17 protein-coding genes are annotated in these 22,126 nt (G+C 60.4%); 6 read left to right on the top strand and 11 right to left on the bottom strand.

Going from position 1 to position 22,126, the window contains the following annotated elements; translation table 11 throughout:
• Positions 1-113 precede the first annotated feature (113 nt).
• The gene (gene ettA / locus HYE77_RS10475; RefSeq protein WP_003215833.1) at positions 114-1,778 is read right to left on the bottom strand and encodes an energy-dependent translational throttle protein EttA; all 1,665 of its coding nucleotides are present in this window, start codon (positions 1,776-1,778) and stop codon (positions 114-116) included.
• 285 nt (positions 1,779-2,063) lie between these two features.
• Here ettA and HYE77_RS10470 point away from each other — a divergent pair, with 285 nt between their 5' ends.
• Positions 2,064-5,915, top strand: coding sequence for a bifunctional diguanylate cyclase/phosphodiesterase (locus HYE77_RS10470; RefSeq protein WP_177068762.1), 3,852 nt, complete (start codon positions 2,064-2,066; stop codon positions 5,913-5,915).
• A 241-nt stretch (positions 5,916-6,156) separates the two neighbouring features.
• On the top strand, positions 6,157-7,410 hold the full coding sequence (gene glyA / locus HYE77_RS10465) for a serine hydroxymethyltransferase (RefSeq protein WP_008432824.1): 1,254 nt from the start codon (positions 6,157-6,159) through the stop codon (positions 7,408-7,410).
• 197 nt (positions 7,411-7,607) lie between these two features.
• Here glyA and yjiA read toward each other — a convergent pair whose 3' ends face one another.
• The 3 genes from yjiA to HYE77_RS10450 all read right to left on the bottom strand — a co-directional run bounded on the left by yjiA (position 7,608) and on the right by HYE77_RS10450 (position 10,994).
• Positions 7,608-8,567 carry a GTPase gene (gene yjiA, locus HYE77_RS10460; RefSeq protein WP_003215828.1) on the bottom strand — a complete coding sequence of 320 codons (960 nt, stop codon included), beginning with the start codon at positions 8,565-8,567 and terminating at the stop codon, positions 7,608-7,610.
• Positions 8,568-8,714: 147 nt separating this feature from the next.
• Positions 8,715-8,912, bottom strand: a complete 198-nt coding sequence (locus HYE77_RS10455) for a YbdD/YjiX family protein (RefSeq protein ID WP_003176208.1) — start codon at positions 8,910-8,912, stop codon at positions 8,715-8,717.
• A 15-nt stretch (positions 8,913-8,927) separates the two neighbouring features.
• Positions 8,928-10,994 (bottom strand): carbon starvation CstA family protein, encoded by a 2,067-nt coding sequence (locus HYE77_RS10450; RefSeq protein ID WP_003215826.1) that lies wholly within the window; start codon positions 10,992-10,994, stop codon positions 8,928-8,930.
• A 173-nt stretch (positions 10,995-11,167) separates the two neighbouring features.
• Here HYE77_RS10450 and HYE77_RS10445 point away from each other — a divergent pair, with 173 nt between their 5' ends.
• Positions 11,168-11,536 (top strand): PilZ domain-containing protein, encoded by a 369-nt coding sequence (locus HYE77_RS10445; RefSeq protein WP_177047928.1) that lies wholly within the window; start codon positions 11,168-11,170, stop codon positions 11,534-11,536.
• 115 nt (positions 11,537-11,651) lie between these two features.
• Here HYE77_RS10445 and radA read toward each other — a convergent pair whose 3' ends face one another.
• The 3 genes from radA to katB form a co-directional block, all read right to left on the bottom strand.
• Positions 11,652-13,019: a DNA repair protein RadA gene (gene radA / locus HYE77_RS10440; RefSeq protein WP_003215821.1), complete on the bottom strand. Its 1,368-nt coding sequence runs from the start codon at positions 13,017-13,019 to the stop codon at positions 11,652-11,654.
• Positions 13,020-13,054: 35 nt separating this feature from the next.
• A complete protein-coding gene (locus HYE77_RS10435; RefSeq protein ID WP_023659179.1) occupies positions 13,055-13,594 on the bottom strand; it encodes an ankyrin repeat domain-containing protein in 540 nt (179 codons plus the stop codon).
• Between the two features lie 92 nt (positions 13,595-13,686).
• Positions 13,687-15,228, bottom strand: coding sequence for a catalase KatB (gene katB / locus HYE77_RS10430; protein ID WP_177068761.1), 1,542 nt, complete (start codon positions 15,226-15,228; stop codon positions 13,687-13,689).
• Between the two features lie 286 nt (positions 15,229-15,514).
• Here katB and mscL point away from each other — a divergent pair, with 286 nt between their 5' ends.
• Positions 15,515-15,931, top strand: a complete 417-nt coding sequence (mscL, locus tag HYE77_RS10425) for a large-conductance mechanosensitive channel protein MscL (protein WP_003215816.1) — start codon at positions 15,515-15,517, stop codon at positions 15,929-15,931.
• 40 nt (positions 15,932-15,971) lie between these two features.
• Here mscL and HYE77_RS10420 read toward each other — a convergent pair whose 3' ends face one another.
• Positions 15,972-16,748, bottom strand: coding sequence for a ferredoxin--NADP reductase (locus HYE77_RS10420; protein ID WP_087695254.1), 777 nt, complete (start codon positions 16,746-16,748; stop codon positions 15,972-15,974).
• Positions 16,749-17,152: 404 nt separating this feature from the next.
• On the opposite strand from HYE77_RS10420, the gene HYE77_RS10415 reads away from it, so the two are divergent.
• The gene (locus tag HYE77_RS10415) at positions 17,153-17,863 is read left to right on the top strand and encodes a LuxR family transcriptional regulator (protein ID WP_177054418.1); all 711 of its coding nucleotides are present in this window, start codon (positions 17,153-17,155) and stop codon (positions 17,861-17,863) included.
• Positions 17,864-17,991: 128 nt separating this feature from the next.
• Complete coding sequence (locus HYE77_RS10410; RefSeq protein WP_177036245.1) at positions 17,992-19,116, top strand: methyltransferase; 1,125 nt, start codon at positions 17,992-17,994, stop codon at positions 19,114-19,116.
• Positions 19,117-19,157: 41 nt separating this feature from the next.
• Here the strand turns inward: HYE77_RS10410 and HYE77_RS10405 are convergent, their stop codons facing one another.
• The 3 genes from HYE77_RS10405 to HYE77_RS10395 are packed head-to-tail and all read right to left on the bottom strand — an operon-like array spanning position 19,158 to position 21,788.
• Positions 19,158-19,325, bottom strand: a complete 168-nt coding sequence (locus tag HYE77_RS10405) for a DUF2474 domain-containing protein (RefSeq protein ID WP_003215809.1) — start codon at positions 19,323-19,325, stop codon at positions 19,158-19,160.
• Positions 19,326-19,337: 12 nt separating this feature from the next.
• Complete coding sequence (cydB, locus tag HYE77_RS10400; protein ID WP_008432810.1) at positions 19,338-20,345, bottom strand: cytochrome d ubiquinol oxidase subunit II; 1,008 nt, start codon at positions 20,343-20,345, stop codon at positions 19,338-19,340.
• A gap of 3 nt (positions 20,346-20,348) precedes the next feature.
• On the bottom strand, positions 20,349-21,788 hold the full coding sequence (locus tag HYE77_RS10395; RefSeq protein WP_008432808.1) for a cytochrome ubiquinol oxidase subunit I: 1,440 nt from the start codon (positions 21,786-21,788) through the stop codon (positions 20,349-20,351).
• Positions 21,789-22,126: the final 338 nt, after the last annotated feature.

The raw sequence follows: 22,126 nt of genomic DNA, 5'->3' as shown, positions 1-22,126 counted from the left end.
GCGGTCAACTGTGGGAGCTGGCTTGCCTGCGATGCAGACGACGCGGTGCACATGAAAACACGCAAAAAAAAGCGGAGCCCGAAGGCCCCGCTTGTTCAAACCACCAACCCGGATCAGGCCAGCTTCTTGTGCCGTACACGATGCGGCTGGGCAGCAGCTTCGCCGAGGCGTTTCTTGCGATCGGCTTCGTATTCGGTGTAGTTGCCTTCGAAGAACACCGCCTGGGAGTCGTCTTCGTACGCCAGGATGTGAGTGGCCACGCGGTCAAGGAACCACCGATCGTGAGAGATCACAATGGCGGCGCCCGGGAAGTCCAGCAGGGCTTCTTCCAGGGAACGCAGGGTTTCAACGTCGAGGTCGTTTGACGGTTCGTCGAGCAGCAATACGTTGCCGCCTTCTTTCAGGGTCAGGGCCAGGTGCAAGCGACCGCGCTCACCACCGGACAGATCCTTGACGAACTTCTGCTGGTCGCCGCCCTTGAAGTTGAAGCGACCCACGTAGGTGCGCGACGGGATTTCGTAGTTGCCGATACGGATCTGGTCGGAACCGTCGGAAATCTGCTGGAACACCGTCTTGCTGCCGTCGAGGTCGTCGCGGCTCTGGTCAACGCAAGCCAGTTGCACGGTTTCGCCGACTTCGATGGTGCCCGAGTCCGGTTGCTCCTTGCCCATCAGCATGCGGAACAGTGTGGATTTACCCGCACCGTTACCGCCGATCACGCCAACGATGGCGCCTTTTGGCATGGAGAACGACAGGTTGTCGATCAACACGCGGTCGCCGTAGCCCTTGCAGACGTTCTTGAACTCGATGACCTTGTCACCCAGGCGCGGACCGGCCGGGATGTAGATTTCGTTGGTCTCGGAACGCTTCTGGAATTCCTGGGACTGCATCTCTTCGAAACGCGCCAGACGGGCCTTGGATTTCGACTGACGCGCCTTGGCGCCTTTACGCACCCATTCCAGCTCGTCTTTCATGGCCTTTTCATGGGCCGACTGTTGCTTGGATTCGGCGGCCAGACGGTCGGACTTGGCTTCCAGCCAACCGGAGTAGTTGCCCTCGTAAGGGATACCGGCGCCACGGTCGAGTTCGAGGATCCAGCCAGCAACGTTGTCCAGGAAGTACCGGTCGTGCGTGATCGCAACCACGGTGCCCGGGAAGTCGTGCAGAAAATGCTCCAGCCAGGCGACGGAATCGGCGTCCAGGTGGTTGGTCGGTTCGTCGAGCAGCAGCATGTCGGGGGCCGACAGCAGCAGGCGGCACAGGGCCACACGACGCTTTTCACCACCGGACAGGTGTTCAACCTTGGCGTCCCACGCCGGCAGGCGCAGCGCGTCGGCGGCGACTTCCAGCTGGCGGTCCAGGTTGTGACCGTCGGCGGCTTGCAGGATGGCTTCGAGCTTGGCCTGTTCTGCCGCCAGTTTGTCGAAGTCGGCGTCTTCTTCAGCGTAGGCCGCGTAGACCTCGTCCAGGCGGGCCTGGGCGTTCTTGATCACGCTGACCGCTTCCTCGACCACTTCACGCACGGTCTTGGTCGGGTCCAGGATAGGTTCCTGTGGCAGGTAGCCGATGTTCAGGTCGGGCATCGGGCGGGCTTCGCCGTCGAACTCGGTGTCGACGCCGGCCATGATTTTCAACAGGGTGGATTTACCCGAACCGTTGAGGCCGAGCACGCCGATCTTGGCGCCCGGGAAGAAGGACAGAGAAATGTTTTTCAGGATTTCCCGCTTCGGCGGAACAACTTTTCCCAGCCGATGCATGGTGAAGACGTATTGAGCCATGGTGAACCTAGCGTCAGTGACTGATGAATTAAGCGGGCGAAACCCGTGCCAGGCCATGCGCCGCGCGGGCCGCTGATGTCTATCAATGCCTGCGTGCGGTAGATGCCTGATTGTCTGGGGCTGGAACGCCCTCGCGTAACCGGCAAAGCTACCTGAATGCGGGTGGGCAGTCCAGCCAGGCAGGGCTGGCACTTTGCCACAACACAAGGCATGCTAGCCGCCCTCCGGGCGTCCGGCTTATAGTGCACGTCGCGCGCCAGTCCAGCCAAACCGCAGGATCACAGTTTGTCCAACGTAACGCCGCCAACTCCCCTGCGCGCCGCTCATATAGCGCCGGGAGCGCCCCTGCACGGAACCCTGAAGGGCGCATTGGCGACGCTGGTCCTGTTGCTGCTCGCGTTATTGTTCTGGCAACTGCTGGACCAGTTGCAGCAAAACCAGAAAAACCAGCAGCAATACACCATCGACTACAGCGCCGACCTGGCCGAACAGATCAGCCTGAACATGGCCCTCAGTGCGCAGATTGCGCTGAACCTGCTGCCGATCGTCGAACCGCCGCGGGACGCCGAACAGCAACAAATCCTGATGCGCACCTTGCAACGCTCCTTGCCGGAGTTGCGCAGCGTCGCCCTGCTCGCCCCCAGCGGCGCGATGATCAGTGACAGCGCCAGCGACAGCCAGGACAGCGCCTGGCTCGAAGAACTGGTCAAGCGCAGCCACGCCCAGTCCTATTACCTGAGCAACAACAACGACGGCACCGTCATCTACCTGCTGCTGCACCAGCCCAGCGGCGGCACCAAGATGTACTGGGCCTTGCGCCTGGCCCCCAATTACCTGGCCAACCTGACCCGCCAGGACGGCCAGGGCCAGCGCCCGATGTGGGTCATCGAAAACCGCCTCAACCACCGGGTGGTCAGCCGTGACAGCGGGATGCCGGCCCAATGGGCCACCGCGTTGACCCCGGACGAGTTGAACAAAAGTGTACTGGTCACGCCCCTGAGCAAGAGCGACTGGCAACTGCGCGGCCTGTTCGACCGCGCCGCCGTGCTGGAGCAACTGCTGCCGGCCTTTATCGGCAAATGCCTGTTGGGCCTGGCCTTCTCGCTGATCCCGGTGATCGTGCTGCTGAACATGCGCCGCCGCCAGCGCCAGGTGCACGAGGGCCGCCGCCGCTACCAGGATATTTTCGAAGGCACCGGCGTGGCGCTGTGCGTGCTCGACCTGGCGGGCCTGCGCGCGTTCTTCGATAGAGCCCGACTGCAAACCCGCGAGCAGTTGCAACAGTTGCTGCAAGACAACCCGGAACAGCGCCAGCAACTGCTCAAGGAACTGCGCATCACCGAGGTCAACCAGGTGGCGGTGCGCTTGCTGAATGTTGCCTCTTGCGAGCAGGCCTGGGAACGCCTGATCGACGCCTGCCCGTCGAGCCCGACCGCCATCGGCAACCAGGTGATCGACGCGGTGCTGACCCAGCAGAAGCAGCTTGAACTGGAAATCCAGCTCAGCGATATCGAAGGCAACGACCAATACCTGTGGCTGGTGATGCGCCTGCCGGAACAACAGGACGACTTCAAGGCCGTGATCCTGAGCATCAGCGACATCACCAGCCGCAAGCTGATCGAGTTGTCACTGGTGGAGCGCGAGAGTTTCTGGTCGGACGTGGTGCGCACCGTGCCCGATCACCTGTATGTGCAGGACGTGATCAGCCAGCGGATGATTTTCAGCAACCACCACCTGGGCCACACCCTGGGCTACAACAAGCCCGAGCTGCAGCAGATGGGCGAGTACTTCTGGGAGATCCTGCTGCACCCCGAAGACGCCGAGCGCTACCACGACCTGCGCCTGCAACAGCGCCAGGCCGGCTACCTGAGCCAGTTGCAGTGCCAGTTGCGCTTTCGCCACCGCAACAACCAATGGCGGCGCTTCGACATCCGCGAACAGGCCCTGGCCCGTGACAAGACTGACCAGGTGACGCGCATCATCGGCGTCGCCAAGGACATCACCGACCAGATCGAAGCCAGTGAATCCCTGCGTGACAGCGAACAGCGCTACCGCATGCTGGCGGAAAGCATCAGCGACGTAATCTTCTCCACCGACAGCAAGCTGGCCCTCAACTACGTCAGCCCTTCGGTGAACGCGGTGCTGGGCTATGACGTCGACTGGATCTTCGAAAACGGCTGGCAATCGACCATCGCCAACCCGCAGCAACTGACCGGTATCTACTCCCTGGTGGAGCAAGTCAGCCGCGCCCTGGACCAACCCGAATCCCTCGCGGCCTTGCGCAACGACGTGCAGACCCAACTGTTCCTGTTCGACTGCCTGCGGGCCGACGGGCGCAAGATCCCCATCGAACTGCGCCTGGTGCTGGTGTGGGACGAACACGGCGCGTTCGAGGGCATCCTTGGCGTGGGTCGCGATATCAGCCAGCAGCGCCGTGCGGAAAAAGACCTGCGCATGGCGGCCACGGTATTCGAACACTCCACCTCGGCGATCCTGATCACCGACCCGGCCGGCTACATCGTGCAGGCCAACGAGGCGTTCAGCCGGGTCAGCGGTTATGCGGTGGCGGACGTGCTCGACCAGTTGCCGAACATGCTCACCGTCGACGAACAGCAGGAAGCCCACCTGCGCTACGTGCTCAAGCAATTGCACCAGCACAGCACCTGGGAAGGCGAAGTGTGGCTCAAGCGCCGCAACGGCGAGCATTACCCGGCCTGGGTCGGAATTACTGCCGTGTTCGATGACGAAGGCGACCTGGCCAGCTACGTGTGCTTCTTCAGTGACATCAGCGAACGCAAGGCCAGCGAGCAGCGCATCCACCGCCTGGCCTACTACGACGCCCTGACCCACCTGCCCAACCGCACGCTGTTCCAGGACCGCCTGCACACCGCGCTGCAATCGGCGGAACGGCAGAAGTCGTGGGTGGTGTTGATGTTCCTCGACCTAGACCGCTTCAAGCCGATCAACGACTCCCTGGGCCACGCCGCCGGCGACCGCATGCTCAAGGAAATGGCCACCCGCCTGCTGGGCTGCGTCGCCGAAGACGACACCGTGGCACGCATGGGCGGCGACGAATTCACCTTGCTGCTGCAACCGCGGGTCAACCGTGAGATGGCGCTGAACCGGGCGATTCACGTGGCCGAGCAGATTCTGGCCAGCCTGGTGAAGCCGTTTGTGCTGGAGGGCCGCGAGTTCTTCGTCACCGCCAGTATCGGCATCGCCCTGAGCCCGCAGGACGGCAACGAACTCAGCCAGTTGATGAAAAACGCCGACACGGCGATGTACCACGCCAAGGAGCGGGGCAAGAACAACTTCCAGTTCTACCAGGCCGACATGAACGCCAGCGCACTGGAACGCCTGGAGCTGGAAAGCGACCTGCGCCACGCCCTGGAACAGAACGAATTCGTGCTGTATTACCAGCCGCAGTTCAGCGGCGACGGCAAACGTTTGACCGGCGCCGAAGCCCTGCTGCGCTGGCGCCATCCGCGTCGCGGGCTGGTGCCGCCGGGGGACTTCATCCCGGTGTTGGAGGAGTTGGGGCTGGTGGTGGACGTGGGTGACTGGGTGATCAGCGAAGCCTGCCGCCAACTCAAGACCTGGCACCAGAACAAGGTGCGGGTACCCAAGGTCTCGGTCAACATTTCGGCCCGGCAGTTCTCCGACGGGCAACTGGGCGAGCGCATCGCCACCATCCTCAAGGACACCGGCCTGCCGCCGGCGTGCCTGGAGCTGGAGCTGACCGAAAGTATCCTGATGCGCGAGGTCAACGAAGCGATGCAGATCCTCGCCAGCCTGAAAAACCTCGGCCTGAGCATCGCGGTAGATGACTTCGGCACCGGTTATTCATCGCTGAACTACCTCAAGCAGTTCCCCATCGACGTGCTGAAGATCGACCGCACCTTTGTCGACGGCCTGCCGTCGGGTGAGCAGGATGCGCAGATTGCCCGGGCGATTATCGCCATGGCCCACAGCCTGAACCTGGCGGTGATCGCCGAGGGTGTGGAAACCCATGAGCAGCTGGACTTCCTGCGGGAGCACGGTTGCGATGAGGTGCAGGGCTACCTGTTCGGGCGACCGATGCCGGCGAACCGGTTTGAGGCGCAGTTCAGCAATGATGCGCTGTTCATGTTCGATTGAAATCCTCAGGTGATGCGGATGGCCTCTTCGCGAGCAAGCCCGCTCCCACATTCGACCGTATTCCACCTGAAGGAACCCGATTGAATGTGGGAGCGGGCTTGCTCGCGAAGGGGCCCGAACAAACACCACCTATCCCCAGATGAGCCCCGCTTGTCCGCGACATGATGTCCTTTCATATGCCATCTAAAACCCATTGGGTTAGAATGCGCTTCTTTTCTGCCCCCGATCCTTGAGGACCGCCATGTTCAGCCGTGATTTGACTATTGCCAAGTACGACGCCGATCTCTTTGCCGCCATGGAGCAAGAAGCTCAGCGCCAGGAAGAGCACATTGAGCTGATCGCTTCGGAAAACTACACCAGCCCCGCCGTGATGGAGGCTCAAGGTTCGGTTCTGACCAACAAGTACGCCGAAGGCTACCCGGGCAAGCGCTACTACGGCGGTTGCGAGTTCGTCGACATCGTTGAGCAACTGGCCATCGACCGCGCCAAGGAACTGTTCGGCGCCGATTACGCCAACGTCCAGCCACACGCCGGCTCCCAAGCCAACAGCGCCGTGTACCTGGCCCTGCTGCAAGCGGGCGACACCATCCTGGGCATGAGCCTGGCCCACGGCGGTCACCTGACCCACGGCGCCAGCGTTTCCTCCTCCGGCAAGCTGTACAACGCCGTTCAGTACGGCATCGACGGCAACGGCCTGATCGACTACGACGAAGTCGAGCGCCTGGCCGTTGAGCACAAGCCAAAAATGATCGTGGCCGGTTTCTCTGCCTACTCGCAGATCCTGGATTTCCCACGCTTCCGCGAAATCGCTGACAAGGTCGGCGCCTACCTGTTCGTCGACATGGCCCACGTGGCCGGTCTGGTCGCCGCTGGCGTCTACCCGAACCCGGTGCCGTTCGCTGACGTCGTGACCACCACCACCCACAAGACCCTGCGCGGTCCACGTGGCGGCCTGATCCTGGCTCGCGCCAACGCCGAGATCGAGAAGAAGCTGAACTCCGCCGTATTCCCAGGCGGCCAGGGTGGCCCGCTGGAGCACGTGATCGCCGCCAAAGCGATCTGCTTCAAGGAAGCGCTGCAGCCTGAGTTCAAGACCTACCAGCAGCAAGTGGTGAAAAACGCCAAGGCCATGGCCGGCGTGTTCATCGAGCGTGGTTTTGACGTAGTGTCCGGCGGTACTGAGAACCACCTGTTCCTGCTGTCGCTGATCAAGCAGGACATCTCCGGTAAAGACGCTGACGCCGCTCTGGGCAAAGCCTTCATCACCGTTAACAAGAACTCGGTACCGAACGACCCACGTTCGCCGTTCGTCACCTCCGGCCTGCGCTTCGGCACCCCGGCTGTGACCACTCGTGGCTTCAAGGAAGCAGAGTGCAAGGAACTGGCTGGCTGGATCTGCGACATCCTGGCTGACCTGAACAACGAAGCAGTGATTGACGCTGTGCGTGAGAAGGTCAAGGCCATCTGCAAGAAGCTGCCGGTATACGGCGCTTGATTGCAGTTGCTTGAATGAAAAGCCCGGCTCTTGAGCCGGGCTTTTTTATGCCTGAAAACGCTGCTTTCTCAATTTGAAATGACATCAAATGTGGGAGCGGGCTTGCTCGCGAAAGCGCTGTGTCAGTTGATGCATGGGCTGACTGATACACCGCTTTCGCGAGCAAGCCCGCTCCCACATTTTGACTGCGTTTCAAGTCAGGATTGGTAAACCCGCGCAAAGCCTTCGCGAATCTTCTCTTCCGGCAACTCGTCAGCAATAAACACAATCACACTTTCCCGCGCTTCGCCTTCGGCCCATTCGGTGTCCCAATCGAACCCGTAGAGCTTCAGCACGCCCTGGAACACCATGCGCCGGTCTTCCCCGGCAATGTTCAGCACGCCTTTGTAGCGCAGCAATTGCTTGCCGTGGTCTTCCAGCAGCTCGTTCATGAACTCGCTGAGTTTGTCGATATCCAGCGGCTGGTCAGTGCGCAGCACCAGGCTGGAAATACGATCGATGGACGGCGCCTGGCTCACCGGGCGCAGGCTCATGCCGGCGTTGAGGTTGAAGCCGCGCACATCCAGCAGTTCGGCGAGGTCGATCTTGCCGTGCTCCACCACACGAATCGGCGCCCGGCGGTTGATACGAGTCAGGCGCTCGCTGAGGGCGTCGAAGGTGGCATCGTCCACCAGGTCGCGCTTGCTCACCAGCAGGCGGTCGGCAAACCCGATCTGCGCCTGGGCGATGGTCTGGGTCAGGTGGTGCTCGGCGTGGGCCGCGTCCACCAGGGTGATGATGCCGTCGAGGATGTAGCGCTCGCGCAGTTCTTCATCGATGAAAAAGGTCTGGGCCACGGGGGCCGGGTCGGCCAGGCCGGTGCACTCGATCACCAGGCGGTCGAACGCGATCTCGCCGCTGTCCAGGCGCTCCAGCAACAGGTACAGGGCCTTGGTCAGGTCAGTGTGGATGGTGCAACACACACAGCCATTGGACAGGGTCATGACTTGCACCGGCTCGCTGCCCAGCAGTTGGGTGTCGATACCGGCGTCGCTGAATTCATTTTCGATCACGGCGATTTTCAAGCCGTGCTCGGCCTTGAGCAGGTGACGCAACAAGGTGGTCTTGCCAGCGCCGAGGAAGCCGCTGAGGACGGTGACGGGGATGGGAGAGGACAAAGAATTCTCCTTGAAGAAACACAAAACAAATGTGGGAGCGGGCTTGCTCGCGAAGGCGGCGTGTCAGTCAGCACATGCATCACTGAAAGACCGCCTTCGCGAGCAAGCCCGCTCCCACAAGGGATCACCGCAGCCCGAACTACCGGGCTAGCAGCACTTGGGCCCACCCTTGCCGCCGTAACGGGCTTCCTGGCGTTCCCGGAAGAACGCCTTGTAGTCCATCATCGGTTTGTCCGGGTGTTTGGTTTGCATATGCTCGACGTAGGTGTCGTAGTCGGGCATGCCGACCATCAGGCGCGCGGCCTGACCGAGGTATTTACCGAGGCGACTGATGTCATTGAACATGATTGCAATCCTCTATCAAGCGTCCGGGATGGCCTGGTATGGCGCTTCTTTATCCGTACGTTCCTTTTTGCCCCAGGCAGCAATGCCGACCTTGAGCGCATAGAACAGGATGCTGAAGACCACGAACAGGAACAGCGCCGTCAGCGTTGCGTTGGTGTAGGCGTTCCAGATCACGTGTTGCATCTGGTCGATGCTCTTGGCCGGTGCGAGGATCTGGCCGCCGGCCAGGGCATCGCTGTATTTCTTGGCCAGCGACAGGAAGCCGATCGCCGGGTTGGCGTCGAACAGCTTGATGAAGCCTGCGGTCACGGTGCAGATCAGCAGCCATACGGCTGGCAGCATGGTCACCCAGATGTAGCGCTGGCGTTTCATTTTGATCAGCACAACCGTGGCGAGCATCAGCGCGATACCGGCCAGCATCTGGTTGGAGATACCGAACAGCGGCCACAAGGTGTTGATGCCGCCCAGTGGGTCGATCACGCCCTGGTACAGCAGGTAACCCCACATCGCCACGCAACCTGCGGTGGCGATCAGGTTGGCCGTCCAGGACTCGGTACGCTTGAGCGCCGGCACGAAGGAGCCGAGCAAATCCTGCAGCATGAAGCGACCGGCACGGGTACCGGCGTCGACTGCGGTCAGGATGAACAGCGCTTCGAACAGGATCGCAAAGTGGTACCAGAACGCCATGGTGTTTTCACCCGGCAGGACGCTGTGCAGGATCTGCGCGATACCCACCGCCAGGGTTGGCGCACCGCCGGCACGGGCCAGGATGGTGGACTCACCAATGTCATGGGCCACCGCCTGCAACGCTTCCGGGGTAATTGCAAAACCCCAGCTGCTGACGGTTTGCGCCACAGCCACCACGTCACCGCCGACAATCGCGGCCGGGCTGTTCATGGCGAAGTACACCCCTGGCTCGATCACCGAAGCGGCAACCATCGCCATGATGGCCACGAACGACTCCATCAACATGCCGCCGTAGCCGATGTAACGGGCGTGCCCTTCACTGGCCAGCAACTTGGGCGTGGTGCCCGAGGAGATCAGTGCGTGGAAACCCGAGACCGCGCCACAGGCGATGGTGATGAACAGGAACGGGAACAGGCCGCCCTTCCACACCGGGCCGGTGCCATCGATGAACTGGGTCAGCGCCGGCATTTTCAGGTCGGGCATGGTCACCAGGATGCCAATCGCCAGGGCGATGATGGTGCCGATTTTCAGGAAAGTAGACAGGTAGTCCCGTGGTGCGAGGATCAGCCACACTGGCAACACGGCAGCCACGAAGCCATAACCCACCAGCATCCAGGTGATCTGGATGCCGGTGAAGCTGAAGGCCTTGGCCCACACCGGGTCAGCGGCAATCTGCCCGCCCAGCCAGATCGAACCCAGCAGCAACAGCACGCCGACAATCGAGATTTCACCGATGCGGCCCGGGCGGATGTAGCGCATGTAAATGCCCATGAACATCGCGATCGGAATGGTTGCCATCACCGTGAAGATGCCCCACGGGCTTTCGGCCAGGGCCTTGACCACGATCAGCGCCAGCACCGCGAGGATGATGATCATGATCAGGAAGCAGCCGAACAGCGCGATGGTCCCGGGCACACGGCCCATTTCTTCGCGGACCATGTCCCCCAGGGAACGGCCGTTGCGCCGGGTGGACAGGAACAGGACCATGAAGTCCTGCACCGCCCCCGCCAGCACCACGCCGGCGATCAGCCACAACGTGCCGGGCAGGTAGCCCATCTGCGCCGCCAGTACCGGGCCGACCAAAGGCCCTGCGCCGGCGATTGCCGCGAAGTGGTGACCAAAAAGGATGTGTTTGTTGGTCGGCACATAGTCCAGACCGTCGTTGTTCAGCACAGCGGGGGTAGCCCGCAGTGGATCGAGCTGCATCACATGGTTAGCGATGAACAGACTGTAGTAACGGTAAGCAACCAGATAAATGGCCACTGCTGCGACCACGATCCACAAGGCGTTGATCGCCTCGCCGCGGCGCAAGGCCACTACGCCCAGGGCGCACGCTCCTACGATTGCCAGCAGCAGCCAGGGTAGATGGCGTAGCAGGCTATTATTATTTTTCATTTTTATATTCCAGCCAGGGTGGACAGAAAGACAGCCATCCCGAGTTTAGCGCTACTGGCCTTAAAGGCCACCCCCCTACGTTGGTCTAGAGCCTTGCCGGAGCGAAAAAAGCAGAAAAAACCGTCCCATGATGGCGCACGGCTACAATTCCTTTATCCACAGAGGGTTTCACCATGAGCGAACAGCCTTCAGACCGACGCCGTTTCCGACGCATTGCCTTCGACGCCAGGACCGAGCTCACGCAAGACGGCCATGTCTGGTCGGTGCAATTGGTAGATTTGTCGCTCAAGGGCTTGCTGGTGCAACGGCCGCAAGAATGGCACGGCCATCGCTACGAATCGTTCGATGTGGACATTCATCTCGACGCCGAGACCGACGTGAAGATGCAGGTGCGGCTGACCCACGACGATCATGGGCAGCTCGGCTTTGTGTGCGAACACATCGACCTCGACTCCATCAGCCACCTGCGGCGGATAATCGAGCTGAACCTGGGCGATCAGGAAGAACTGGAGCGGGAATTCGCCGCCTTGCTGGAGATCTGAGCATGTGGGAGCTGGCTTGCCTGTGATGGCGGTGTGTCAGTTTGCATATCAATCAGCTGATACACCGCCATCGCGGGCAAGCCCGGCTCCCACAAGGGGGATGTGTGGCTGGCGACTATTCGAACAGGGCATCCAGCGCCTGCTCCAGGCGCGTTACCCCGATCACTTGCAGCCCCGGTGGCATTTCTTTCGGCGCATTGCCCTTGGGCACGATGGCGCGCTTGAAGCCATGCTTGGCCGCTTCCTTCAGGCGCTCCTGGCCGCTGGGCACCGGGCGCACTTCACCCGACAGGCCCACTTCGCCAAACACCAGCAAGTCATGGGGCAACGGCCGGTTGCGCAGGCTGGACATCACCGCCGCCATCAACGCCAGGTCAGACGCGGTTTCCAGCACCTTGACCCCGCCCACCACGTTGAGGAACACGTCCTGGTCATGGGTGGGAATGCCGCCGTGGCGGTGCAATACCGCCAGCAACATCGCCAGCCGGTTCTGGTCCAGGCCCAGGGTGACACGACGCGGGTTGGCCAAGTGGCTGTCGTCCACCAGCGCCTGGACTTCCACCAGCATCGGCCGGGTGCCTTCCCACGTTGCCATCACCACGCTGCCCGGGACTTCTTCCTGGGCACGGGTAAGAAAAATCGCTGACGGGTTGGAGACCTCTTTCAAGCCCCGGTCAGTCATGGCGAACACACCCAGCTCGTTGACTGCGCCAAAACGGTTCTTCACCGCCCGCAACAAACGCAACCGCCCATCGGACTCGCCTTCGAAATACAGCACGGTGTCGACCATGTGTTCCAGCACTCGTGGGCCGGCCAGCGCGCCTTCTTTCGTCACGTGGCCCACCAGGAAAATCGCCGTACCGCTCTGTTTTGCATAGCGCACCAGCAGCGCGGCACTTTCCCGCACCTGGGACACGCCACCCGGTGCCGATTGCAGTTGCTCGGTGAAAATCGTCTGGATCGAATCGATCACCATCACCTTGGGCTTTTCCAGGCGCGCGGTGGCGATGATGCTTTCGATGCAGGTTTCGGTCATCACCCGCAGTTGGTCCTGAGGCAAGCCCAGGCGGCGCGCACGCATGGCCACCTGCTGCTGGGATTCTTCGCCGGTGACATACAACGCCGGCATGCGGCTGGCGATGCTGCACAGGGTTTGCAGCAGGATCGTGGATTTACCGATGCCCGGGTCACCGCCGATCAGTACCACCGAACCATCCACCAGGCCGCCGCCCAGCACCCGGTCCAGTTCACCGGAAGCGGTGGAGAAACGCGGGATTTCTTCGACGCTGACTTCGGCCAGGGTCTTGATCTGGGTTTGTTGCCCGGTCCAGCCGGAACGGCCGCTGGGGGCCACGGCGCCGCCGCTCTCGATCATGGTTTCGGTCAGGGTGTTCCACGCACCGCATTCCGTGCACTGGCCGGCCCACTTGGGAAAGGTCGCGCCGCACTCCGTGCAGCCATACATGCGCTTGGCCTTTGCCATTTGAGAACCTCCAACCGAAAAACCGCGATGATAGCTCAGCGCGGCGCCGGGGTACGGATTTCACCGCTGGCCAAACGTGAAGCGCTGTTACCGATCGGGTCTTCGGCATTCAGATCGGCGCCCTTGGCTTTCAGTTCATCCAGCAGTTCCACGCGCTTGAACAGCCCGGCATACATGGCCGCCGTTTGTCCGGCGCCGTTGCGCTGGTCGGGGTTGCAGTCGGTGGCGAGCAGGCGCTGGGCGATTTTCAGCTCACCCTTGAAGATCGCGCCCATCAAGGCGGTGTTGCCGCGTTTGTCCTGCACGCAGGCATCGGCGCCGGCGGCGAGCAATCGGTCCACGTAGGCACTTTCACCGTGATAGGCGGCGAGAATCAGCGCCGTGTAGCCTTTTTCATCCTGGGTGTTCAGCGAATAGCCGGATTCGATGAAGGTGTTGAGCATGTCCACGTCGCCACGGCGGGCGGCGTCGAAGTAGTAATCCTGCAGTTGTGCCTTAAGCGCGGCCGGGTCAGCTTGTTCGGCCAATACGCTGAACGACAAACACGCAAGGACAGCGCCTATAAAGATTCGCATGGCAAATTCTCAATGATGTGCCACCTGTAGGAGCCGGCTTGCCGGCGATGGCGTACTTGTGGCAAGCCGGCTCCTACAGGGAGCGTGGGCGGTTAGTCGGTCAGCTTTTCGGCCAATGCCTTGACGCGGGCCAGGTCGCCCTTGGCAACTTTGGTCACGCCTGTGCCGTACTCCGGATCCGCCTTGTAGAGGAACGACAGGATGATGTGCTTGCTCTCGTCATCGGTGGTGGCCAGGGAGCCGCCGAAGTTGTCGATCAAGTCCTGACGCTCTTTCTTGTTGAACGAGCGGTACAGGTCGCCGGCTTGCTTGAAGTTCTGCTCACGCTGGATCTTCGCTTGCTGCGTACTGCCCGACAGGGCCGACTGGCTGTACCGCGCGGTTTGCGGCTCTTCCCGTGGCAGCAGGCGGCTTGGCTGGTAGTTCACGCCAGTGGTGGTATTGCCGAAATTCATCGCGCCGTCCTGGTTACCGTTGTTGACGGTCACCCGGGGTGCGTTGATCGGCAGTTGCAGGGCGTTTGGCCCCAGGCGGTACATTTGCGTATCGGCATAGGAGAACACCCGGCCTTGCAGCAGGCGGTCTTCCGACGGCTCGATGCCCGGCACCAGGTTGGCCGGCGCCATGGCGACTTGCTCGGTTTCCTGGAAGACGTTGGCCGGGTTGCGGTTCAGCACCATCTGCCCGACTTTGCGCTCCGGCACGTCCGGCCAGATCTTGGTGGCATCCAACGGGTCGAAATCAAACTTGGCCAGGTCTTCCGGTTTCAGCACTTGCACATACAGGTCCCACTTGGGGAAGTCGCCCTTATTGATGTGCGTGACCAAATCATTGGTCATATGGCTGTAGTCACGGCCCTGTACTTCAGTCACTTGTTTAGGATCGAGGTTCTTGATGCCTTGCAGGCTCTTCCAGTGGAACTTGACGTAGTGCACTTCGCCCTTGGCGTTAATCAACTTGTAGGCATGTACACCGTTACCGTCCATTTCCCGGTAACTGGCTGGAGTACCGGAGTCCGAGTACAACTCGGTCAACGTACGAGTGGACTCCGGAACATGGGAAAAGAAGTCAAAGCGACGGGAATCATCGTCCAGGTTAGTGCGCGGATCTGGTTTAAAGGCGTGAACCATGTCCGGAAACTTGATCGCATCGCGAATAAAGAACGTCGGGAAGTTATTACCGACCAGGTCCCAATTACCTTCGGCGGTGTAGAACTTGGTGGCGAAGCCGCGCGGGTCACGCAGGGTTTCCGGCGAATGGTTGCCGTGAACGACCGCAGAGAAGCGCACAAATACCGGCGTGGCTTCGCCGGCGGCAAACACCTTGGCCTTGGTCAGGTCGCTGAGGTTATCGGTGACGGTGAAAGTACCGTGAGCGCCGGTGCCACGGGCGTGCACAACGCGCTCCGGAATACGCTCGCGATCAAAGCGCTGCAACTTCTGGATCAGTTGCACGTCTTGCAACAGGACCGGGCCATTCGCACCGGCGGTTTGAGAGTTCTGATTGTCACCGACCGCCGCGCCATTATCGCGCGTGAGGTTGGCGGCGTGTACGGACAGCGAAAGAAGACTGGCGCTCACTGCAAACAGCACCTGTCGCGCAGAAATAGGCCCGCGGCTAATAGGGTTTTTCATCGAGGTATCCTCTGGTTTTTTTAGTGCACATTGAGTTGTGCTTGCCAGAGGCTAGTGACCCGCGAGTCAGAAGATAAATAGAAAAGCCGTACCACCCCGATAAAGAAAATAGTGTGGTAACCCACTGAAATAGCGGGTATTCCGCGCGCGATTGGTGGCACTTTGCAAACTATTTGCGATTTAATGTGTCGATAAAAACGGACACTGTTAGCAGTTGTGTCGAGCAAGCCTCGCCACACTGTCTTACAATGGCTTCTACCTCCTCATCTGTAACAAGGAATAACCTATGGGCGTGTTAAGTGAGTTCAAGGCCTTCGCGGTCAAAGGTAATGTGGTCGACATGGCGGTCGGTATTATCATCGGCGCCGCCTTCGGCAAAATTGTTTCATCCTTTGTAGGCGACGTGGTGATGCCACCTATCGGCCTGTTGATCGGGGGTGTCGACTTCGGCGACCTGGCCGTAACGCTTAAAGCCGCCCAGGGCGATGCGCCTGCCGTCGTACTGGCGTACGGCAAGTTCATCCAGAGCGTGATCGACTTTGTGATCGTTGCGTTTGCGATCTTCATGGGCGTTAAGGCCATCAACCGCCTGAAGCGTGAAGAGGCCGTGGCACCTAGCCTGCCGCCGGTCCCGACCAAGGAAGAAGTGCTGCTGGGGGAGATCCGCGATCTGCTCAAGGCACAGAACAGCAAGCCCGAGTAAGCTCGGCAAAAAGTAAAGGCGCCTGCAGGGCGCCTTTGTTTTACCAGTAGTTTTCTACCGCGACCTGCCCCGGACGGCGGGTCAGGCTCAGTTGCATGTCGCGCTGTTTCAGCAACTGACGCGTGTCGTCGATCATCTGCGGGTTACCGCAAATCATCACCCTGGAATGCTCGGGGGTCAGCTCGATGCCTGCGGCGCGCTCCAATTCGCCGTTCTCGATCAGGGTGGTAATCCGCCCATTCAGCGCGCCCGGATGTTGCTCGCGGGTGACAATGGGAATGTAGGTGAGCTTGTGGGCGTATTCTGCCAGGTATTCACGTTCGCCCAGTTCATGGATCAACGACTGGTAAGCCAGCTCCCTTGCTTCGCGGGCACTATAGACGAGGATAATCCGCTCGAATTTCTCCCACACTTCGAAGTCCTGCAGAATTGAGAGAAACGGCGCAATACCGGTCCCGGTGCCCAACAGCCACAGATCACGACCATCCACAAACCGGTCCAGGGTCAAAAAGCCCGTGGCCTGGCGCTCCACCAGCAAGGTATCGCCTTCCCGCAGGCGGCTCAGCTCACTGGTGAACTCACCGCCCGGCACCACGATGGAAAAGAAGTCCAGGTATTCATCAAAGGGCGAGGACACCACCGAATAAGCACGCCACACAATGCCGCCATCGGCCTTGGTCACCCCAAGACGCACGAATTGTCCGGCGCGAAAACGAAAACCAGGGTCTCGGGTAGTACGCAGGGTAAACAGGCTGGGAGTCAGCGATTTCACGTCGAGCAGGGTCTGGCGGGTGTATTTTTCAGCACTGGCCGTCATGGGAAACTCCATTTGCAGAGGCCCCTAGTGTCCCCCAAAGCGCCGCCTGGAAACACCGATGGTTTGTGCTGGCATTGCCGCTGCCAATTGTGGCAACCGCTGGGCGGTACTAAATATTTGGCTATTAGTCGCCTTCCAACAAGCCATTAGATGAGGGAGTGTAACTAAATACTAACAAGGCGCATTTAGAGCAAGTTCTTAAAACTAATGGAAAAAAATCTTATCGAACGCCTGAAACCTGTACACCGTAGCCAGGTTGTACAAATGTTATTGGCCTAACGCCCGCTTGAACATAACCAAATTTTCATTTCGAGCTGTAGCCGTTGTCCTACACTATTTTTCACGCTGTAAACGGGGGCCTTGGAAGTACCCCATGTAAGAACCGTTCACATGGAGAGTTACCGATGGTCAACTGGCACAACACTCGCCTGCCCAAACTCGAAGGGGAAAGCGAAATAACCAGTATGTACGAAGCTGCCCTCAACCTTACCTACGAGCTTGGCTTCCAATACTGCGCATTCACCCTTAGTTCTCATCTACCCAACAACCAAACGAAAACCGTCAACCTCAACAACTATTCCAATGAATGGAATACGCTGTACAGACAAGAGCACTACTTTGATCTCGACCCTGTGGTTGCGCATTGCAAACGCTCGGTTCTACCGATCGTATGGGACGAGAAAACCTTTTCTTCGGTACCGGACTTATGGGCCCATGCCCAGTCCAACGGACTGAATTTCGGATGGACCCAATCGGTTCATGACTTCCAGGGTGTTTTCAGCATGTTGAGCCTGGGGCGTGCCACCGGCCCAGTGGGCCCTGAAGAACTCTATGAAAAAGCCGGGCAAGTGCTCTGGATTTGCCACGCCATGCACGCGGTGGTGGCCAAAAAATACGCAGACAATCCCAGCCCGCAAGCGCCCAGCAAATTGACCCCGCGGGAAACCGAAATCCTGCAATGGTCGGCCTTGGGCAAGACCGCCTCGGACATCGCCACCATCCTGTGCCTGTCCGAACGCACGGTCGGCTTCCATATCAGCAGTGCGATGAAGAAACTGGGGGTCAGTAACAAGATTGCCGCAGTGATCACGGCAGTCAAATGCGGGTTGTTTTAAACACCGCATGTAATCCAGGGGAAAAAAACGTAACATTTGCGGCCAGTTCCGGGTGATGACGCGAGCCCCTGATGCGCCTCGCGTCGCCGCTCACCCCGATGGTTCGCTTACCCAGAGTCTCACCCGCCATGCCCCTGCTCGACAGCCCCTTCGCCCAACTCGACCTGATCCGTCAGCCAGAACAGCACAACGACCCGCTGCAAGCGTTTGATGCAGCCGATGAGTATTTGCTCAGCTACCTGGCGGAACAACAGCTGACGACGGCGACCCGCGTCCTGGTGCTCAACGACAGTTTCGGCGCGCTGGCGGCCAGCCTCGAAGGGCATGTGCGGGTCACCTCCAGTGGTGACTCGTTCCTCGGCGCCCTGGGCCTGGAGAAAAACCTGGCGCGCAACGGCAAGGCTTTCGACGCGGTAACGTTCCTGCCCGCCAGCCAGACACCTGCCGGGCCGTTCGACCGCGTACTGATCCGCGTGCCGAAAACCCTGGCCCTGCTCGAAGAACAATTGATTCGCCTGCAAGGTCAACTGGCACCCGGCGCCGAAGTGATTGCCGGGGCGATGGTCAAGCACCTGCCACGGGCTGCCGGCGAACTGCTGGAGCGCTACATCGGCCCGATGCACGCCTCACTGGCGGTAAAAAAGGCCCGACTGCTGATCGCCACCCTGGCCGATCGGCCACACGCCGTATCGCCCTACCCTACGCGCTACAGCCTGGAAACCCCGGCCATCGAACTGCTCAACCACGCCAACGTGTTCTGCCGCGAAGGCCTGGACATCGGCACCCGGGCCTTCCTGCCGCACCTGCCACAAAACCTGGGCGGCGCCCGCGTAGCCGACCTGGGTTGCGGTAATGGCGTCCTGGCGATTGCCAGCGCGCTGCAAAACCCCGAGGCGCAGTACACGCTGGTCGACGAGTCTTATATGGCGGTGCAATCGGCGGCCGAGAACTGGCGCGCGGCGCTGGGCGAACGTGACGTGCTGATTCGCCCCGGCGACGGCCTGGCCGATCAGGAAGCGCAGTCACTGGATGTGGTGCTGTGCAACCCGCCGTTCCACCAGCAGCAAGTGGTGGGAGACTTCCTCGCCTGGCGCATGTTCCAGCAAGCGCGGGAAGCGTTGGTAGTGGGCGGCGCCCTGTATATCGTCGGCAACCGTCACTTGGGTTATCACACCAAGTTGGCGCGGTTGTTCCGCGGTGTCGAGCAAGTGGCGGCCACGCCGAAGTTCGTGATTCTCAAAGCGCGCAAATAAAAAAGCCCTCCATAAAGGAGGGCAATAGTTACAACGGGATGTCAGTGGGTGGTCAGGCCCGCGGCATTCATGAACATGCGCATCAGGCTGGCCACCACGAACAGGGCCAGGACGCTGCCGGTCCAAATCATCGCCAGCCAGCCCAGGCGCTGCCAGAGCGGCTTTTTCTCGGCCTGTTCGATGTCGTGCAACGAAGGTTTGCCGGACATGAGTCAATCCTCCTAGTGATAACCGTCTTCGTGGGTGACCTTGCCGCGGAACACGTAGTAGCTCCAGAAGGTGTAGCCCAGGATGAACGGAATGATGAACAAGGTGCCCACCAGCATGAAGCCCTGGCTTTGCGGCGGTGCGGCGGCGTCCCAGATCGAGACTGACGGCGGGATGATGTTCGGCCACAGGCTGATCCCCAAGCCACTGTAGCCAAGGAAGATCAGCACCAGCGTCAGCAGGAACGGCGTGTAGTGCGCATTGCGGGCCACGGCGCGAATCAGGCCGTACATGGTCACCAGCACCAGGATCGGCACCGGCAGGAACCAGAACAGGTTCGGCAGGGTGAACCAGCGCGAGGCGATTTCCGGGTGGGCCAGCGGCGTCCAGAGGCTGACGATACCGATCACCGCCAGCACCACGAATGCCAGGGGCCGGGCCAGGTTGTGCATCTTCTCCTGCAAGCTGCCTTCGGTCTTCATGATCAGCCAGGTGCAGCCCAGCAGCGCATACGCCACGATCAGGGCCACGCCGCAGAACATCGTGAACGGCGTCAGCCAGTCCAGGGAGCCACCGGCAAACTGCCGGTCGACCACCGGGATGCCATCAATGAACGCCCCCAGCGCCACGCCCTGGAAGAACGTCGCTGCCAGCGAGCCGCCGATGAAGGCCTTGTCCCACAAGTGACGCTTGTCGTCCTTGGCCTTGAAGCGGAATTCAAACGCCACGCCACGAAAGATCAGCCCGATCAGCATCAGCATCAGTGGCAGGTACAGCGCCGAGAGCACCACCGAATAGGCCAGCGGGAACGCGCCAAACAACGCCGCGCCGCCGAGTACCAGCCAGGTTTCGTTGCCGTCCCACACGGGGGCGACGGTGTTCATCATCACGTCACGGTCGGTCTTGCCCGGGATGAACGGGAAGAGAATGCCGATCCCCAGGTCGAAGCCGTCCATGACCACGTACATCATGATGCCGAAGATGATGATCACGGCCCAGATCAGCGGAAGATCAATACCCATGGCTCAGTTCCCCTTGTTCAAGGTGTCGCCGTGATCGGCATCGGCACTGTCATCAGCCGCCGACAACGGACGCGCCGGTGTGCGTTTCTGCCCAGGGCCACCGTGGGTGGGCTCGGTGCTTTCGTGGGTCACAGGCCCTTTGCGCACCAGGCGCATCATGTAGCCCAGGCCCGCGCCGAACAGCGCGAAGTACACCACCACAAACAACACCAACGTAATGCTCATCTGCGCAAAACTGTGGTTGGACGAGGCGTCCGCCGTGCGCATCAGCCCGTAGACCACCCACGGCTGACGGCCGATCTCGGTGGTGAACCAGCCGGCGAGAATCGCGATCAGGCCGGACGGGCCCATCCACAGCGCCAGGTACAGGAACGGCTTGGACGTGTACATCTTGTCGCCACGGCGCAGCCAGAGGCTGAACAGGCCGGTGAAGATCATCAGGAAGCCCAGGCCCACCATGACCCGGAACGACCAGAACACGATGGTCGAATTCGGACGATCCTCAGGCGGGAACTCCTTGAGGGCCGGCACCTGCTTGTCCAGGGAGTGGGTCAGGATCAGGCTGCCCAGGTACGGAATTTCTACTGCGAACTTGGTTTTTTCAGCCTTCATGTCCGGCCAGCCGAACAGGATCAGCGGCGTGGGCTCGTTGCCGATATTTTCCCAGTGGCCTTCAATCGCGGCGATCTTCGCCGGTTGATGCTTGAGGGTATTCAGGCCGTGGAAGTCACCGATGACCGCCTGGATCGGCGCAACGATCAGCGCCATCCACATTGCCATCGACAGCATGGTGCGGATCGCCGGGTTGTCCTTGCCGCGCAGCAAGTGCCAGGCCGCCGAGGAGCCGACGAAGAACGCGGTAGCGACGAACGCGGCCGTGGCCATGTGCATCAGGCGGTAGGGGAACGACGGGTTGAAGATCACGGCCAGCCAGTCGGTTGGAATCACCCGGCCATCAATGATTTCAAAGCCCTGTGGCGTCTGCATCCAGCTGTTGGAGGCAAGAATCCAGAAAGTCGAGATCAGCGTGCCGACGGCCACCATCACCGTGGCAAAGAAGTGCAGCTTGCGCCCGACCTTGTTCCAGCCGAACAGCATGACCCCAAGGAAGCCGGCTTCGAGGAAGAACGCCGTGAGCACCTCATAAGTCAGCAACGGCCCGGTGACGGCACCGGCGAAGTCCGAGAAGCGGCTCCAGTTGGTGCCGAACTGATAGGCCATGACCAGACCGGAGACCACGCCCATGCCGAAGTTGACGGCAAAGATCTTCGACCAGAAATGGTAGAGGTCACGGTAGGTGTCGTTGTGGGTCTTGAGCCACAGGCCTTCCAGCACCGCAAGGTAACTGGCCAGGCCGATGGTGATGGCCGGGAACAGGATATGGAATGAGATGGTGAACGCGAATTGAATTCGGGCGAGATCTAGCGCCTCCAAACCGAACATAAGTCTTCCTCTGTCAGGTAATACCGAATGCTGGCTGGAGGCCTGCACCCACTGCCCCCACGGATATGGAGTGTGGCGAATTCAAATTCGTTTCTTTTTATGACCAACCACGCAGGGATTCTGGCCTTGCGGCCGCCAGAGCAATCCCGGCGAAGGTTTTGATCTGGGTCAAGCATTGCTGAAAGAGTAGTCCCATTTTCGCGAGAGCAAGGCGTGGTCTTTTGCCGCGTGACAGGTTGCCTCAGTGGTCACTGGGTGTTGTCTTTGGTGAGATTGGGCGTGTTTTGGGTGTATATCCGTTATTTGGGTGATGGCTGGTATTGGTTCCGCTCTTACAG

This window comes from Pseudomonas sp. IPO3774 (genome assembly GCF_013386835.1).
Taxonomy (GTDB): domain Bacteria; phylum Pseudomonadota; class Gammaproteobacteria; order Pseudomonadales; family Pseudomonadaceae; genus Aquipseudomonas.
The sequence above is the reverse complement of the archived record's forward strand: the minus strand, read 5'-3'. Positions and strand labels throughout refer to the sequence as shown.